9 protein-coding genes and 2 tRNA genes are annotated in these 14,097 nt (G+C 68.1%); 10 read left to right on the top strand and 1 reads right to left on the bottom strand.

From position 1 onward, the window contains the following. Positions 1–3 precede the first annotated feature (3 nt). Together GGR40_RS04890 and GGR40_RS04885 are read left to right on the top strand one after the other, a co-directional pair. Positions 4–1,383, top strand: a complete 1,380-nt coding sequence (locus tag GGR40_RS04890; protein ID WP_429275044.1) for a dihydrolipoamide acetyltransferase family protein — start codon at positions 4–6, stop codon at positions 1,381–1,383. A gap of 13 nt (positions 1,384–1,396) precedes the next feature. Further along, entirely contained in the window at positions 1,397–1,981 is a 585-nt protein-coding gene (locus GGR40_RS04885; protein ID WP_429275043.1) for an iron chaperone, read from the top strand. Positions 1,982–2,017: 36 nt separating this feature from the next. On the opposite strand, the gene GGR40_RS04880 is transcribed toward GGR40_RS04885, so the two are convergent. Further along, complete coding sequence (locus tag GGR40_RS04880) at positions 2,018–2,476, bottom strand: hypothetical protein (RefSeq protein WP_429275042.1); 459 nt, start codon at positions 2,474–2,476, stop codon at positions 2,018–2,020. A gap of 176 nt (positions 2,477–2,652) precedes the next feature. Here GGR40_RS04880 and GGR40_RS04875 point away from each other — a divergent pair. From GGR40_RS04875 to addA, 8 genes are all read left to right on the top strand, one after another. Next, positions 2,653–2,729 (top strand) — tRNA-Asp (locus GGR40_RS04875). A 67-nt stretch (positions 2,730–2,796) separates the two neighbouring features. Continuing rightward, positions 2,797–2,873 (top strand) — tRNA-Asp (locus GGR40_RS04870). A 159-nt stretch (positions 2,874–3,032) separates the two neighbouring features. Next, entirely contained in the window at positions 3,033–5,384 is a 2,352-nt protein-coding gene (locus GGR40_RS04865; protein WP_429275041.1) for a PAS domain-containing sensor histidine kinase, read from the top strand. Further along, positions 5,381–5,827 (top strand): tRNA (adenosine(37)-N6)-threonylcarbamoyltransferase complex ATPase subunit type 1 TsaE, encoded by a 447-nt coding sequence (gene tsaE, locus GGR40_RS04860; protein ID WP_429275040.1) that lies wholly within the window; start codon positions 5,381–5,383, stop codon positions 5,825–5,827. The genes GGR40_RS04865 and tsaE overlap by 4 nt, the downstream gene beginning before the upstream one ends. Beyond that, the gene (locus tag GGR40_RS04855) at positions 5,824–6,822 is read left to right on the top strand and encodes an aminoglycoside phosphotransferase family protein (protein WP_429275039.1); all 999 of its coding nucleotides are present in this window, start codon (positions 5,824–5,826) and stop codon (positions 6,820–6,822) included. The genes tsaE and GGR40_RS04855 overlap by 4 nt, the downstream gene beginning before the upstream one ends. Continuing rightward, the gene (locus tag GGR40_RS04850) at positions 6,819–7,589 is read left to right on the top strand and encodes a nucleotidyltransferase family protein (RefSeq protein ID WP_429275038.1); all 771 of its coding nucleotides are present in this window, start codon (positions 6,819–6,821) and stop codon (positions 7,587–7,589) included. Before GGR40_RS04855 ends, GGR40_RS04850 begins: the two co-directional genes overlap by 4 nt. Beyond that, positions 7,582–10,587 carry a PD-(D/E)XK nuclease family protein gene (locus tag GGR40_RS04845; RefSeq protein ID WP_429275037.1) on the top strand — a complete coding sequence of 1,002 codons (3,006 nt, stop codon included), beginning with the start codon at positions 7,582–7,584 and terminating at the stop codon, positions 10,585–10,587. The genes GGR40_RS04850 and GGR40_RS04845 overlap by 8 nt, the downstream gene beginning before the upstream one ends. Further along, the gene (gene addA / locus GGR40_RS04840; protein ID WP_429275036.1) at positions 10,584–14,093 is read left to right on the top strand and encodes a double-strand break repair helicase AddA; all 3,510 of its coding nucleotides are present in this window, start codon (positions 10,584–10,586) and stop codon (positions 14,091–14,093) included. The genes GGR40_RS04845 and addA overlap by 4 nt, the downstream gene beginning before the upstream one ends. Positions 14,094–14,097 lie beyond the last annotated feature (4 nt).

Below are 14,097 nucleotides of genomic sequence, written 5' to 3'. Positions count from 1 at the left end.
GGGATGGGACGCTATATTTTTCGCCTGCCCGACATCGGGGAGGGCATCGCCGAGGCAGAGATCGTCGCCTGGCACGTCAAGGTGGGCGATACCGTCGAGGAAGACGGCCGCCTTGCCGACATGATGACTGACAAGGCCACGGTGGAGATGGAAAGCCCGGTTTCGGGTACCGTCGTCGAAGTGGCGGGCGAGGCGGGCGACGTCATCGCCATCGGCTCGCCGCTGGTGGTGATCGAGGTCGAAGGCGCCGGGAACGAGGAGGGCGCCCGCAACCAAAGCGCGCCGGCCCCGAAGGCCGACGTTGTTGCAGAGCGGATCGAGGTGGAGACGCCCGATGCCGAAGATGTGGACAGGGCAGTGACCGCTGCTTCTGCAAGCTCGGCACGAGCGGATGTCGTGGCGGAACCTGTGAAAAAGGCGCCTGAATCCACGCCTATCCCCGCTCAGGCCGACTCTGCCGAAGCCCGCAAGCCCACGCCCGCGCCGCAGACCAGTCACGCAAAAGTCCTGGCCAGCCCGGCGGTGCGCCAGCGCGCGCGCGATCTGGGCATCGATCTGTCCGAAGTGCGCCCCGCCGAGGATGGCCGCGTGCGCCACGGCGATCTCGACGCCTTCCTGTCCTACAACGCAACCGGCGGTTTCCAGCCCGCAGGCGTGAAGGGCAGGGACGAGCAGGTCCGCGTGATCGGCCTGCGCCGCCGCATCGCCGAGAACATGGCCGCATCCAAGCGCAACATCCCGCACTTCGCCTATGTCGAGGAGTACGATGTCACTGCACTGGAAGAGGCGCGCGCGCAGCTGAACTCCGGGCGCGGAGCCAATGCAGACGGGCGCCCGAAGCTGACGATGCTGCCGTTCCTCATCACCGCGATCTGCAAGCTTTTGCCCAAGTACCCGATGCTCAATGCGCATTATGACGACGAGGCGGGCGTGGTGACGCGCTACGGCTCGGTGCATCTTGGCATGGCCGCGCAGACGCCGGGTGGCCTGATGGTGCCGGTGATCCGCGACGCGCAGGATCGCAACCTGTGGCAGCTAGCCGCCGAGATCACCCGGCTGGCGAATGCCGCGCGTGACGGGTCGGCAAAGTCGTCGGAACTTTCCGGCTCGACGATCACCGTCACCTCGCTCGGGCCGATGGGCGGTGTGGCGACCACGCCGGTCATCAACCGGCCCGAAGTGGCCATCATTGGTCCCAACCGCATCGTCGAGCGACCGATGTTCGTGAAGGGCGCTGACGGGGTCGAGCGGATCGAGAAACGCAAGCTGATGAATATCTCGATGAGCTGCGACCATCGTGTGGTAGACGGCTGGGATGCGGCAAGCTTTGCGCAGGATCTCAGGAAGCTGATCGAGGCGCCTGCGCTGATCCTGGCGGGATAGGAAAGGGCACGAGATGGGCAGGGATCCGCGGGTGGACGAATACATCGCCGGCGCCGCGGACCTTGCCCGTCCGATCCTTGAACATCTGCGCGAAGTGGCGCACCGCGCGCTGCCCGGCGCAGACGAGGCGATCAAGTGGGGCATGCCGCACTTCCTGATTGACGGAAAGAACGTGGCCGGAATGGCTGCGTTCAAGGCTCACTGCACATTCGTGATCCACGGAGATGGCAGGCAGGGTGATGCGATGGGCCAGTTCGGGCGCATCGGCGGCATCGCCGACCTGCCTCCTGAACGTGAACTTGCGGAGAAGCTGCACGCCGCGCAGGCGCGCATCGAGACGAGAGGTACCGCGCAAAGGACCGACAGGCTGCGCAAGGTGAAGGCCGAAATCCCCATGCCGGACGATTTTGCCGCTGCCCTCGACGCCGCTCCCGCTTCGCGCGCCACCTACGAGAGATTTACCGCTGCGCAGCGCCGCGATTACCTGGAATGGATCACCGAGGCGAAGGCCGCTGCCACTCGCCAAAAACGCATGACGCAGGCAGTCGAATGGCTGGCCGAGGGCAAGAAGCGCAACTGGAAATACGAGAAGTGCTGACGTCGACCCGCCCTTGATCGGGGACGACGAAGCCTCTTACCTCACCACGCCCGAGTAGGCGATCCGCCCCTGTCCCAGCGCGGCGTAGCTGGCGGGAATGCGCCAGCGTACATGGGTGACGTCTTGCGGCATCGCCTGTCGTCCGTCCACCCGCATGGCCTCCAGTTGGCCCCAACTCCGTCCGCCGTCCACCGACACCTCCTGCATCTCGCTGGCGCTGCGCTGGTAGGCGAGCCGCGCGGGCAGGGGGTTAGTGAGCATGAAGCCGCCGGTGCCATGCATGCGCGTCCATGTGACCACGGTCACCACCCGGTCGCCGCGCACCAGCAGGCTGGCCGGTTCCAGGCGACGACCGTTGCGGGCGTCGATCCGTTCAACGAAGACGGTGCTGTCTGTCTGCACGCTCGACCGGCTTTGCGCCTGCACGGGAAGCGCGGTGCCGCAGCAGGCGGCCACGGCGGTGATCGTGCAGAGGATTCGCTTGGTTGTGTCCACGATTATTCTCCCCCGGCCGCCGATCGCGGCACCGCTGCAGACTGTCCTCCACTCGCAAAAATAGGGTTAATTTCGAGGCGCCCGGAAAAAATGAAAAAGCCGTCTGCAAAGCCGTTGACAGCCCTGCGAGGCTGGCCTAGTGGCGGCGCTCCCAAGCGGACGCAACCGTTTAGAACGCGGGTGTAGCTCAGTTGGTTAGAGTGCCGGCCTGTCACGCCGGAGGTCGCGGGTTCGAGCCCCGTCACTCGCGCCACTTGGGAAAAGGCTTGCTGTTCAGGCAGTTGGCCTTCCGGGCAACCGGAACAACATATCATCGCTGCGCGGGTGTAGCTCAGTTGGTTAGAGTGCCGGCCTGTCACGCCGGAGGTCGCGGGTTCGAGCCCCGTCACTCGCGCCACTTCCCGCACGGAAGTGGCCATAGCGCGCGATGATCGGATTTTCTCACAGCATCAATATCCGGAACGGACCAGTTGGTCCGGCACCTGTCGCGCGTATCTACCAGTTTCGCGCCATCCCCCATTGTCAGGCCGAACCTTGCGCAGCATAGCCGTGCGCGATGGAATTTTCGCGTTTTCTGCCTCTGCTGATCGGCCTCCTGCTGGGCGCCTGGACGATTGCCGCCGCCTGGGCCGTGCTGGCTGCCCGTGCGCGTCAGGGCCGGGCGGAGGCGCAGCTGCGCTCTGCCCGCCGTCTTGGCCGCATGGTGGAGGAATCGCCCGCGCTGCCGCTGCTGGTCCGCACCGATGGCCGGATAGAGGCTAGCCCGCGCCTTGCCCAATGGCTGGGGCTGGACGAGGTGCCGCAATTCCTCTCCGAACTGGATGGCAACGATCGCGGCCTGCCGGCAGAAAAGCTGGCCGAACTGACAGAGGCGGTGCGTCGCTGCCAGAAGACCGCCGCGCCATTCCGCATGGCGGTGACGCCGCACGGGTCCAGTCGCAGTCTGGCGCTGCGCGGCCATCTGGCAGACCCGCAGGTCAGCCCCGGCGGTGCGGCGCTGGTATGGGTGTTCGACTTTTCCGACAGCGAGACCGAGCTGGTCCGCCTGCGCGATGAAGCTGCCCGCGCGCGGGGAGATTTCCACGCGCTCGTCTCCCTGATCGAAGCCGCGCCGATGCCGATGTGGTTCCGCCGCCCCGACGGCGAACTGCAACTGGTCAACCATGCCTATGTTGCGGCTGTCGGAGCCAAAAGCGCGGACGATGTGGTCGCAAAGGGCACCGAACTGATCGAATCGGTCGACGGCCTCTCGCCCGCACAGGTTGCGCGGCAGGCGGCGGACAAGGGTACCCCGATCGAACGTATCGTCTCCACCACGATCGACGGCCAGCGCCGCGCCCTGCGCGTCAGCGACCTGCCGCTGGGGGAGGACGGGGTGGCCGGATACGCCGTCGACATCGAGGATCTTGAGGAGATGTCGCGCTCGTTCCGCGCCTTTCGCGAAGCGCAGCGCGCGCTGCTCGACCAGCTTTCGGCAGGGGTGGCGCAGTTCGACGCCCGTCGCCGCCTGTCCTTCGCCAACCAGCCGTTCCAGCGCCTGTTCAAGCTGGACGGGCGCGTGCTGGTCGACCCCCCGGCTTTCGAGCGCCTGCTGGACACCGCCCGCGATGCCGGACGCGTACCGGAAGCGCGCGACTTTCCGGCATGGCGGCGTGAAAAGGCGGCGTGGTTCGCTGCCGGATCGACGCAGGAGGAATCGTGGTCGCTGGCAGACGGCACGCACTTGCGCATCGTCGCGCAGCCGGTGCCCGACGGTGGTCTGCTGCTGATCGTGGAGGACCGCACCGAACAACTGCGCCTTTCGGCCATGCGCGACACGCTGCTGCGCACCCGCACGGCGACGTTCGACAGTCTGTTCGAATCGGTCGCCGCCTTTGCGCCCGATGGCCGGATGCAGATATGGAACCGCCGCTTCGCCGCCGACTGGGGGTTGGAAAGCGAATTCCTGGATACGCACCCGCATGTGGAGGCGCTGCTCAAGAAGATCGCGCCGCGCCTGCAACGCCCGGCAGAGGCGGAGACGGTCGGCAACGTGGTGCGTGCCGCCACGCTGGACCGTGCCCAGACCGGCGGGCGCATTGGCTTGGCCGACGGGCGTGTGCTGGAATACGCGGGTGTCCCGCTGCCGGACGGCAATGGGCTGCTGGCGGTGCTCGACATCACCGATTCGATGAAGGCTGAGCAGGCGCTGCGCGAAAGCAACGCCGCGTTGATAGAGGCGGATGCAATAAAGACCCGCTTTCTTGCCAACATGAGCAAGGAACTGCGCACCCCGCTGACGTCCATCGGCGGTTTTGCCGAGATGCTGGAACTGGGCCTTGGCGGCGATCTGAGCACTTCGGGCAAGGATTACGTCGGCTCGATCATCTCCGCATCGCAGCAACTGGGCGATCACATCGACAGCCTGCTGGACCTTTCGCAGAGCGAGGCGGGGCTGCTGCCGCTCAAGTTCGAGGAGATCGACCCCATGCCCTTCGTGCGCGGCGTGGTGGAAGAGCGCGCTTCCCGACTGCAGAAGGCCGGGCTGACGCTGGACCTTCAGGCCAAGGGGCTGCTGCGTCCGCTAGTCGCGGACCGGCGGCGGCTGGCGCGCGCGATCGGCCACATCGTCGACAATGCGATTGCTGCATCGCCGCGCGGGGGGCGCATTCTTGTGCAGTTGTCGCGCCGCCGTCAGGGTGATGCCGACACGCTGCAACTGCTGGTACAGGACAAGGGCGCGGGGATGGACAGCCGCACCCTGGCCCGTGCGCTGGACGGGATGAAGGTTAGCGCGGACGGCAAGGTGGAGAGCCGCGACGGGCTCGGGCTACCGCTCGCCCGCCAGCTGGTGGAGGCCCACGGCGGCACGCTGCGGCTCGATTCAGAACCGGGGCAGGGTACCAGCGCCGTGATCGAACTGCCATGACGATGGCGCTTCCCGATCTTGCCGCGATGGAGGCTTGGGGTCGCCGGATCGCCGATGCGCTGCGGCCCGGCGATGTCGTCGCGCTGAGCGGCGGATTGGGAGCGGGCAAGACGACGCTGGCGCGCGCGATCATCGCGGGGCTGGGGCATGACGGCGAAGTGCCGTCGCCCAGCTTCGCGATCATCGAGCCCTACGATCCCCCTGCCGTTCGCCTGCCGCTGGTCCATGCCGACTTCTACCGCCTGAACCACCCGGAGGAGGCGCAGGAGATCGGCCTTGACGATTATCGCGACGGTGCCGTCCTGATCGCGGAATGGCCCGATCATGCAGGCGGGTTCGCGCATGAGCCGGGCTGCCTCTCGATCGCGCTGGAAGTTGGTGAAGAGGGACGGATCGCCATTGTCGAGGGTGGGGCGGATTGGCTAGGGCGTATACCTGTATGACGCTCAGCTCTGTTGATCTGCCCGAGGGCCTCGACGCCTTTCTTGCCGCCGCCGGTTGGGGAGGCGCCGTGGTGGAGCCGTTGCCGGGCGATGCATCGTTCCGGCGCTATTTCCGCGTGCGCAGCGTGGATGGCGCCTGCGCGATGCTGATGGACGCGCCGCCACCGCAGGAAGACACTGCGCCGTTCCTGCGCGCTGCCCACTGGCTGGACGACAACGGCATGCGCGCCCCGCGCATTCTGGCCGAAAAGCCGGACCGCGGCCTGATCCTGATGGAGGATTTCGGAGAGGCGCGCATGCGCGACTACCTCGACGAATGGCCCACGGACGAAGCCGCCGTCTATTCCTCCGCGATCGACACGCTGGTGAAGCTGCACCAGCTGCCGGCGGGGCCTTTCCTCAATTACTCGCTGGCCGAATACCTGCGCGAAACGCGGCTGTTCATCGACTGGTACTGCACCGCGCAGAACCTCTACGTCGATGCGGCGGGCTGGACTTCGGCGTGGGAGCAGGCGCTGTCGCCGATGCTGCCGCGCCAACGGCCCGGCGTGACGGTACTGCGCGACTACCACGCCGAGAACATCATGCTGCTGGGCAGTCTGGAACGGCAGGGCCTGCTGGATTTCCAAGATGCGCTGGTCGGCCATCCGGCTTACGACCTCGTCTCCCTGCTGCAGGACGCCCGGCGGGACGTTTCGGCAGAGCTGGAGGCGCAGATGTTCGACCGCTACGTCCAGAAAACGGGCGTCGCGGTGGAGCCGTTCCTCGCCGATTACGCGCGCCTTGGCGCGCAGCGCAACGCCAAGATCGTGGGAATCTTCGTTCGGCTGTGGCGGCGCGATGGCAAGCCGCGCTACCTTGACCTGATCCCGCGCGTATGGGCGGCGATGGAGCGCGATCTGGCCCACCCCGCGCTGGCGCCCGTGGCGGCATGGTTCGCCGCCAACATTCCCGCGCACCTGCGCGAAGCGAACGGTGGGGAGTACGCCCGATGAACCCCGCGCCCCAGCCCCCGACAACGCCCCCGACAAAGCCCGCGAACCGACCTTCTCTGGCCAGCGATACCGCGATGGTCCTTGCCGCCGGGCTGGGCAAGCGCATGCGCCCGCTGACGGCGACTCAGCCCAAGCCGCTGGTGCGCGTTGCGGGCAAGTCGCTGATCGACCATGCGCTCGACAAGCTGGGCAACGCCGGCGTGACCCGCGCGGTGGTCAACGCGCATTACATGGCCGATGCGCTGGAAGGGCACCTGAAGCTGCGCAAGATCGCCCCCACCGTAGTCCTTTCCGACGAGCGGGAGCAGCTGCTGGAAACCGGCGGCGGCATGGTACATGCGGCGGGGCTGCTGCCCGATCCGTTCTTCTGCCTCAACAGTGACAACATCTGGCTCGACGGCCCGCAGGACGTCTTCGCCGAATTGTCGCAGGCCTGGGATGCGGAGCGGATGGATGCGCTGCTGCTGATGGTGCCGCACACGCGCGCGGTCAATTACCGGGGCGAGGGGGACTTTCACCTGGATCCCGAAGGCCGCGTGTCGCGCCGCCGTCAGGGCCGGGTGGCGCCGTTCATCTATACCGGCATTCAACTGGTGTCGCAGCGGCTGCTGCGCGATGCGCCGGAAGGGCCGTTTTCCACCAACCTGCTGTGGAGCCGCGCGATCGAGGAAGGCCGCCTCTACGGTATCTCGCATCAGGGGCTGTGGTTCGAGGTGGGTGAACCTTCCGCGATCCGGCCTACCGAGGAATGGCTGACCCGTGCCTGATAGGCCGGCGTCGGGAAGGCCGGGGCCCAAGGTCTACTCGATCGCTGCGCACCGCGGGTTTGCCGATGCCCTCGTTGCAGGCCTGATTCCGCGTTATTCCAAAGGCGAGTTGGGCCTTGCCCGGCTGACATTGCTGCTGCCCAGCCGTCGCACGGTGCGCACGGTTACGGAGGCGTTCGTGCGCCACTCCGGGGCCGGATTGCTGCTGCCGCGCATGGTGGTGGTGGGCGACCTCGATCTGGACGAGACGCTGGGGCCGCTGCTCGATCCGCTGGGCGCGGCGGACATTCCTCCTGCCGCCGATCCCACGCGCCGCTGGTTGCGGCTGGCCCATTACCTGCGCGAAGTGGAAGGCGGTGCTGCAGGCGCTCCGGCGATGGGGAGCGCGGCCTTGCTGCGCCGCGCGTTCGAAATCGGCCGCACCATGGATCGCCTGATCGCCGAAGGGATCGCCCCGATCGACCTGATGTCGGAGCGGGTGATCGGCATCGTCGGTGATCTGGCCGGGCACTGGACTGACAATACACGCACCTTTCTGATGGTGCAGCAATACTGGATTGCCGAACTGGCCGAACGCGGCGAGATCGACGCTCCGGAACGGCGTAACCGGCTGTTCGACCACGCCGCCACGGCCTGGCGCGAAGCCCCGCCGGCATATCCAGTGGTGGCCGCAGGCGTCACCGGGGCATCGCCTGCGCTGGCCCGATTGCTGCGCGTCGTCAGCGAGATGGAGCAGGGCAGCGTCGTCCTTCCCGACCTCGACCTGTCGCTGGAGCAGGCGGTGTGGGACGAACTCGGCACCGCCGGGAATCCTGCGCAGCATGACGACCCGCCGTTCGGCGGTGCCGACGCGGTCACGCATCCGCAGTATCACCTGAAGCTGCTGCTCAACCGCATGGGCATCGCGCGCGAGGAAGTGCAGCCGTGGCGCCGATCTGGCCTGTCCGCCGCGCCGCCGGAGCGCAGCCGGGCGATCTCCAGCCTGTTCCTGCCGCCCAGCGCCTCTGCGGCGTGGGTAGACCTGCCCGCCGAACGCCGTCGGCTGACCGGGGTGCGCCTGATGGAATCGACGCATCCCGGCGAAGAGGCGCAGGCAATTGCCGTGATGATGCGCGAGGCTCTGGAAGTGCCCGAACGCCGCGTTGCGCTGGTCACGCCGGACAGGGGCCTTGCGGCGCGCGTTGTCGCGCATCTGGGCCGCTGGGGGATCGAGGCGGACGACACCGCCGGCCGCCCGTTGCCGCAGACCGCCGCAGGGCGGTTGTTCCTGCTGCTGGCCGAAGTGCTGGCCGAGCAGGCCGCGCCGGTGCCGCTGATCGCGCTGCTGGTCCACCCGCTGTCGGGGGGCGGAGAGCGCCGCGCGCGCTGGCTGGAGAATGCGCGTCGTCTGGATCTAGCCTTGCGGGGGCCGCGTCCGCAGGCCGGGCTGGAGGCCCTCCGCGCCCGCGCCGAGGGTGCGAAAGCGGATCGCTGGTGGGCCGAAGTCGAACCCATGCTGGCCCCGCTGTTCGCGCTGGCGGACGCCGAGCCGCTCGAACGGCTGCTGGGCCTGCTGGCAGACGCGGCGGAGGCGTTTTGCGGCGATACGATCTGGAGCGGCGCCGATGGCCGGGGCCTGAGCGCCTTCCTTGAGGATCTGCGCGGCGCGGCGGGATCGGCGGGCACTGTGATCGACCCGCGTGAACTGCATGCCGTGCTGCGCGATGCGATGGACCGTGTGTCGGTGCGTCCACCGTGGGGCGGCCATCCGCGCGTGTCGATCTACGGCCTGCTGGAAGCGCGCATGGGCCGCGCCGATCTGGTCATCTGCGGCGGCCTTGTCGAAGGGGTGTGGCCGGCCAGTCCGGCGCAGGATTCGCTGCTGCCCCCCGCGGTGCTGCGCGCATTGGGCGTGCCGGGCGCTGACTTTCGCATCGGCCTTGCCGCGCACGATCTTGCCGCTGCGCTGGGCGCGTCCGAAGTGGTGCTTAGCTGGGCGCAGCGTGATGAAGGCGGGCCGGTCATCGCCTCGCGCTTCGTGCTGCGGGTGCGCGCGATGCTGGGCGATCAGCTGGGCCGCCACGTAGAAACCGACGCGCTGCGCCTTGCCCGGATGCTGGACGATGCGCCCCCTGTGCCGCCGCATCCGCGGCCGCAGCCAATGCCGTCGCCTGAGCAGCGGCGAGTGGAGCTGGCCGTCACCGGACTGGACCGGCTGCGCGGCGATCCGTACCAGTTCTATGCAAATGCCATCCTGCGCCTGCGCAGCATCGATGCGCTCGATGCCGAACCCAGTGCTGCGTGGAAAGGCGAAGTGGCGCACCTCATCATGCAGCGCTGGCACGAAGCGGGTGAGCCGGACGGTGGCCTTCACGCCATCGCGCAGGGCGTGCTGGGCGAACAGAACGCCCACCCGCTGATGCGCGTACTGTGGTGGCCCCGCCTGTCCGCAGCGCTGGAGACGTTCGAGCGCAGCATTCTTGCAGCGAAGGCCGAGGGGCGAACGGTCGTCTCGGTCGAGCAGTGGGGCAGCATGACCTATCGCGATGTCCGCATTCTGGGCCGGGCCGACCGAATCGACCGCAAACCCGACGGCGCGCTTGCCGTGGTCGATTACAAGACCGGGCAGCCGCCGACGGGCCGCCGCGTGCAGGAGGGTTTCGCGCTGCAGTTGGGACTGATCGGTCTGATCGCGCAGGACGGCGGCTTTCCCGGCGCCGAGGGTACGGCGGATGCATTCGAATACTGGTCGATGGCCAAGGGCAAGGACGGCGCGATGGGCTATGTCTTTGAACCGGTGCTGGAAGGCCGCAAGAAAAGCGGGATCCCGCGTGAGGATTTCTTGCCCGAGACCAGACGCTATCTGGACGAGGCGCTGAATCGCTGGATCCTGGGCGAGGAGCCGTTCACCGCAAGGCTCAACCCCGAACTGGGCAGCTATGCCGATTACGACCAGCTGATGCGACTGGACGAATGGATCACCTCGCTGGGCGGTTCCAGCAAGGACGACGCAGCATGAACGGCCCGCCCAAGGTCCACCCCCTGCACGGCAACCAGATGCACGCGGTGGACCCGCGTGAGACGGTGTGGCTTTCCGCCTCGGCGGGCACCGGCAAGACGCAGGTTTTGTCGTCGCGCGTGCTGCGGCTTTTGCTGCAGCCCGAAGTCGAACCTTCGCAAGTGCTGTGCCTCACCTTCACCAAGGCGGGTGCGACGGAGATGGCCGCGCGCATCAATGGCACGCTAGCCGAATGGGTGCGCCTGGACGACTTCAACCTTGGCGTGCGCCTTGCCGCCATCGGCGCGGTGGCGACCGACGATGCCAAAGCTCGGGCGCGCACGCTGTTCGCATCGGTGCTCGATTCGCCCGGCGGCGGCTTGCGGATCGACACAATCCACGCATTCTCGCAGTGGTTGCTGGCGACCTTCCCGCAGGAAGCGGACCTCATCCCCGGCAGCCGCCCGATGGAGGATCGCGAGCGTGATCTGCTGGCGCGGCAGGTTCTGGCCGATCTGCTGGTCGGCGCGGAAAGCGATCCGCTGGGCGACCCATCGTTGCTGCGCGCGGTGGAGGCACTGTCGCTGCGCCACGGGCCCGATGCGGTGACCGGCTTCCTGCTGCGCTGCGCGTCCGCGCGGGCGGCATGGTTCGGACCGGGCGCATGGCAGGCGGGCGACATGCGCGCCAACGTGTTGCGGCTGCTGGGCCTGCCGTCCGATGCCGACGCGCAGTGGCTGGCGGCGCAGTGCACGGACGATACGTTCGACGTGCGATCGCTGCGGCACTGCATGGCCGTCAATGCCGAATGGGGGACAAAGACCGGGCTGGGCGCCGTCGATGCGATCAGCGAGTGGCTGCTGGGAACCGGGCCGCAGCGACTGGACGGGCTCGAAGCGCTGGCGAAGGTGTTCGTCACACAGAAGGGTGAGCCGAAGTCCACCACATCGCAGGACAAGATCGACCCCGGCTATGCGGATTCGTGCGCGCGTGTCATTGATGGCATCCTTGCGGTGCGGGCAACCCGGGCGCTGCTGGAACTAGCCGAACGGCTGGTGCCGGCGTTGCGGCTCGGGCGGGCTTTCGCGCTGGCCTGGGACGCGGCCAAGCAGCGCGAAGGGCTGATCGACTTCGACGATCAGATCCGCCGCGCCGCCGACCTGCTGGCCAATCAGGCGCAGGCGGACTGGATCCGTTATAAGCTGGACCGCCGTTTCGATCACATCCTGGTGGACGAGGCGCAAGACACCAACGCCGCGCAGTGGGACATCATCCTGGCGATGGCCGGGGAGTTCTGGGCCGGGCTGGGCCAGCACGAAGGGCGCGTGCCTGAAGTGATGCGCACGCTGTTCGTGGTGGGCGACTACAAGCAGGCGATCTTCCGCTTTCAGGGCACCAGCCCCGAAAACTTTCGCCGCGCTGCCGACCGCGTGCGGCGCGAGATGGACCGCGCTGCCGACAATGCGCTCACGCTGCGCAGCAACGACCCGGTCCGCACCTTCCGCGAGTACGGGCTGGACCGCAGTTTCCGCACGGCCCAGACAGTGCTCGATTTCGTCGACCGCGCCATCGCCGGGATCGGCCACGCCAACTTCGGCCTCGACCGTCCGGCAGAGCGGCATGAGGGCGAGGATCGCCCCGGCTACGTCGCGCTATGGCGGCCCGTGGGCGAGGGGGTGGACGTCGAGGACGACGAGGTGCCCGAGGATGACGGCGAAGGCACTGCGCCCAACTGGCTGTCGCGCCCGGACCGGCAGATGGCAGAGCGCATCGCGCTGCAGGTGCGCGAATGGTTGGACCCGCAGGGGCCGGGTTTCACGCTGGTCAAGGGCGGCAGGCGTCGTGCCGGGGCGGGCGACATCATGGTGCTGGTGCGCCAGCGCAAGGAACTGGCGGGGCTGATCGTGGCTCGGCTTCATGCGGCGGGCGTCCCGGTGGCGGGCGTCGATCGCTTGCGCCTTGGCGCGCCGCTGGCGGTGAAGGATCTGGTGGCGGCGTTGCGCTTTGCGGTGCAGCCGCTCGACGACCTCAACCTTGCGGCACTGCTGGTCTCGCCACTGGTGGGGTGGAGCCAGGAGCAACTGCTGGCCCACGGCTGGCGTGAAAAGCATACTCGCCTGTGGGATCACCTGCGTCAGTCGCGCGAACCGGACGTCGCGGCGGCGATGGAACAGTTGGGCGAGCTGCTGAAACGCGCCGACTATGCGCCGCCGCAGGATCTGCTGCAGTGGCTGCTGGTCGGGTCGTGGCAGGGGCGGCGGCGGCTGGTCGCGAGGCTGGGCAGCGAGGCCAATGATCCGATCGACGAACTGGTCAACGCGACCAAGGCCTATGCCGTCACCGATACGCCCAGCCTTGCGGGCTTTCTGGCATGGTTCGATGCTGGCGACGGCGAACTGAAGCGCGAGGCGGATAATGCCGCGGGCCTTGTGCGGGTTATGACCGTCCACGGGTCCAAGGGGCTGCAGGCGCCGATCGTCATTCTGGCCGACGCCACCAGCAACCCCGACAATGCGCGGGAGCGAGGGCTGGATCTGCCCGATCCCGCCAATCCTGTGCGTGAGATTCCGCTGCCACCGCTGTCGAAGGACGAGAAGCAGGGCCGGATTGCTGCGCATATCGACGAAGGTCGGGCTGCCGACGAGCAGGAGCACTGGCGGCTTCTCTACGTGGCGATGACCCGCGCGGAAGAGGCGCTGTTCGTGGGCGGCGCGCTGGGCAGCCGGGACAAGGGCGTGCCCAGCCCGAAAAGCTGGTACGCTGCCCTGCGTGCGCTGTTCCCTGCGGAGGCGGAACTGGCCGACCCGATCTGGGGTGCGCGTTGCGAGGACGGGCAGCCCGGCGATCCGGTGCCGGTGCGTGCAGCATCGCCGCAACTGCCCTTGCGCGAACCGCTGCCGCGCTGGCTGGAAAGGGCGCCACCTGCCGAGCCGCGCCCGCCGCGCCCGCTGGCGCCATCGTCGCTGGGCGAGGACGACGCGCCCGATCCGCCGTTTCCGCCGGGTGCGGGGCGCGATGCGGCGCGGCGCGGCACTTTGGTCCACAAGCTGCTGGAACGGCTGCCCGATGTTGCGCCGCCCGGACGCGAGGATGCGGGGCGCGCGTGGCTTTCCCGCCATGCCGCCGATCTGCCTGCCGAGGATCGCGCTGCGCTCCTGTCGAGCGCACTGGCAGTGCTGGGCAATCCAGACTGGGCGGACCTGTTCACGCCGGACAGCCTGGCCGAAGTTCCCGTGGCCGCCGTCGTCGGCGGTCAGGTGGTGGCAGGCACGATCGACCGGCTGGTCGTCTCGTCCGATCGTGTTCGTCTGGTCGATTACAAGAGCGCGCGGCGACCGCCGACGCGGATAGAGGACGTGCCGCGCGGCGTGCTGCGCCAGATGGGCGCCTATGCCGCCGCGCTGGAGGCGACTTTCCCCGGCCGTCGGGTGGAAGTGGCGTTGCTCTACACCGCCGTGCCGCGTCTGGTCGAGGTGCCCGCCGAGATCCTCGCCGCACACAAGCCGGACTTGCCCGCGCGCGAGTAAAGCT

The organism is Novosphingobium gossypii, from assembly GCF_050433305.1.
Lineage (GTDB): Bacteria > Pseudomonadota > Alphaproteobacteria > Sphingomonadales > Sphingomonadaceae > Novosphingobium > Novosphingobium gossypii.
This window is presented reverse-complemented; position numbering and strand designations above follow the sequence as displayed.